Genomic DNA, 1,902 nt, shown 5'->3' with positions numbered 1-1,902 from the left:
CCTGCTTGCAGGTGCGGCGTCAAGTTGTAGCTCGGACGTCACTCGCTTCGATGGGATCTTCTCCTCGAAACAAGACCAAATGACGACGAACTCGATCCCTCACAAGGTCAACGCCGTCAATGGCCAGTTGCCCGTCCCGAGGGAAAACGTTGCCGATGCCGGCAACGACGATCCAAGCGCCGATGCGGCGATCAATCAGCCCTATCCGGGCAAGAACAATGTGTCTTATGATCCGATCAGCACATCGACCACCGATACGGCGGTTCGTGCTTCGGTCAGGCCGGCCCGGATCGAGCGCAGCGAGCTTACCACGCCTTCGGTCAAGGTGAAGGTGCAGGAAAAGGTGGCGCTGAGCCAGCCGATGCCGGGCAAACACGTGCTCTCGGTCAATGTCGACGCCGATCCGATCAAGACCGGTACTGTCAAGTCGATCTGGCGCGTGAGCGACAGCTCGCCGCGCATCAAGATCAAGAGCGGTGAAACGCTGTCGGCAATCTCGGTGCGCTATCACGTGCCGCAGGCTGAAATCCTCAAGGCCAACAAGTTCAAGACCGGCGCCGATCTTAAATTCGGTCGTTCGATCATCATCCCGACCTCGGTCAAGGTGGAACTGAAGGCCAAGCCCGAATCGGACGAGATGGCCCTTGAACTGAAGGGCAAGAAAAAGAAGATTCCGACGCCGGGCAAGGAGCCGGAGCAGGACAAGGCCGTCCTGCCCAAGAGCGCAAGCCGCGACAAGGACAAGAACGCCGAAGCCAAGCTCGCGAGTAACGATGCGGCTGACAACGGCCTCTACGTGGTCAAGGAAGGCGATTCGCTCGCCGCGATTGCCAAACACCATAAGATCAGTGTCCAGGCGCTGAAGAGCGCCAACCACATGGGCAAAGCGTCCATTCGCGTCGGCCAGAAGCTGACGATCCCGGATGCCAGCACCGTCACCGCCTCGATCCCGACGAAGAAGGAGATCAAGGAAGCGGTCGACGCCAACAAGCCGAAAACCTACACGCCCCCGGTTGCCGACAAGAGCGTCGAGGACGTGCAGAAGACGGCCGACAACAATGAGAAGGCGCCCGACGAAACGGGTATCGGCAAGTTCCGCTGGCCGGTGCGCGGCGCAGTCATCGCCGGCTATGGCCAGAATGTCGACGGCGTGCGCAATGCCGGCATCGACATCTCGGTTCCCGAGGGCACGCCGATCAAGTCGGCCGAGAACGGCGTCGTCATCTATGCCGGCAGCGGCTTGAAAGATCTCGGCAATACCGTGCTGGTCCGCCACGACGATGGCACCGTGACCGTCTACGGCAACGCCAAGAACCTCAACGTCAAGCGCGGTGACAAGGTCACCCGCGGCGAAGTGATTGCCGACTCCGGCATGAGCGGTGGCGCCAAGCGCCCGAAGGTTCACTTCGAAGTCCGCCAGAACGCAGTAGCCGTCAACCCCATGACTTTCCTCCAGTAGTGCGTAGGGGAGACGTAAAGAGCCCGGGAGCCATCCCGGGCTCTTTTTGTTGGTGCATGTTGTGAAGCGGAGTTGGACGTGGGATGTCGTTCTGCAAGTCTTCGCAAGAGAGTCAGAAAGCGCCAATGGACGCGCTCGAACTGGCGCATGCGAGAATGACGGAGACCATACCGTGACCCAAATTGCTGATCTGCTGTACTCGTTTGTATTTAGGATTCTCCGAACAATAACGGAATCGCGAATTTCCTGGGGTGCGTCTGATTGACTCATGTGGTTTGGGATTCCCGTCGGGCTCAAATCGACGTATGTCGATGAGATGATCGACGAGGATAGCATCCGATATCGCTGGGAGACGGTTGGGCGCACGCTTGATGAGCGCGGTCGTCGGATGTTTGCGGCGGCCGAGGCGAGCACAGCGGGCTGGGGCGGGCTTGCTGCGGTGT

General features: G+C 59.7%; 1 protein-coding gene and 1 pseudogene. Both read left to right on the top strand.

Annotated features, from left to right (window positions below; all coding sequences use genetic code 11):
* Window positions 1–79 precede the first annotated feature (79 nt).
* Window positions 80–1,459 carry a peptidoglycan DD-metalloendopeptidase family protein gene (locus tag AC1D06_RS42495; protein ID WP_477878460.1) on the top strand — a complete coding sequence of 460 codons (1,380 nt, stop codon included), beginning with the start codon at window positions 80–82 and terminating at the stop codon, window positions 1,457–1,459.
* Window positions 1,460–1,775: 316 nt separating this feature from the next.
* Window positions 1,776–1,902: pseudogene (locus AC1D06_RS42490) on the top strand (ISAzo13 family transposase); the annotation flags it as partial.

The sequence above is a fragment of the Rhizobium sp. P2_G2 genome (genome assembly GCF_056403555.1).
Note: the sequence above shows the minus strand (reverse complement) of the source record. Positions and strands in the feature narration are given on the sequence as shown.

Bases quoted from the DNA above. Each gene is read 5' to 3' on its own strand.
- AC1D06_RS42495 (WP_477878460.1), top strand. From the start codon at position 80: ATGACGACGAACTCGATCCCTCACAAGGTCAACGCCGTCAATGGCCAG.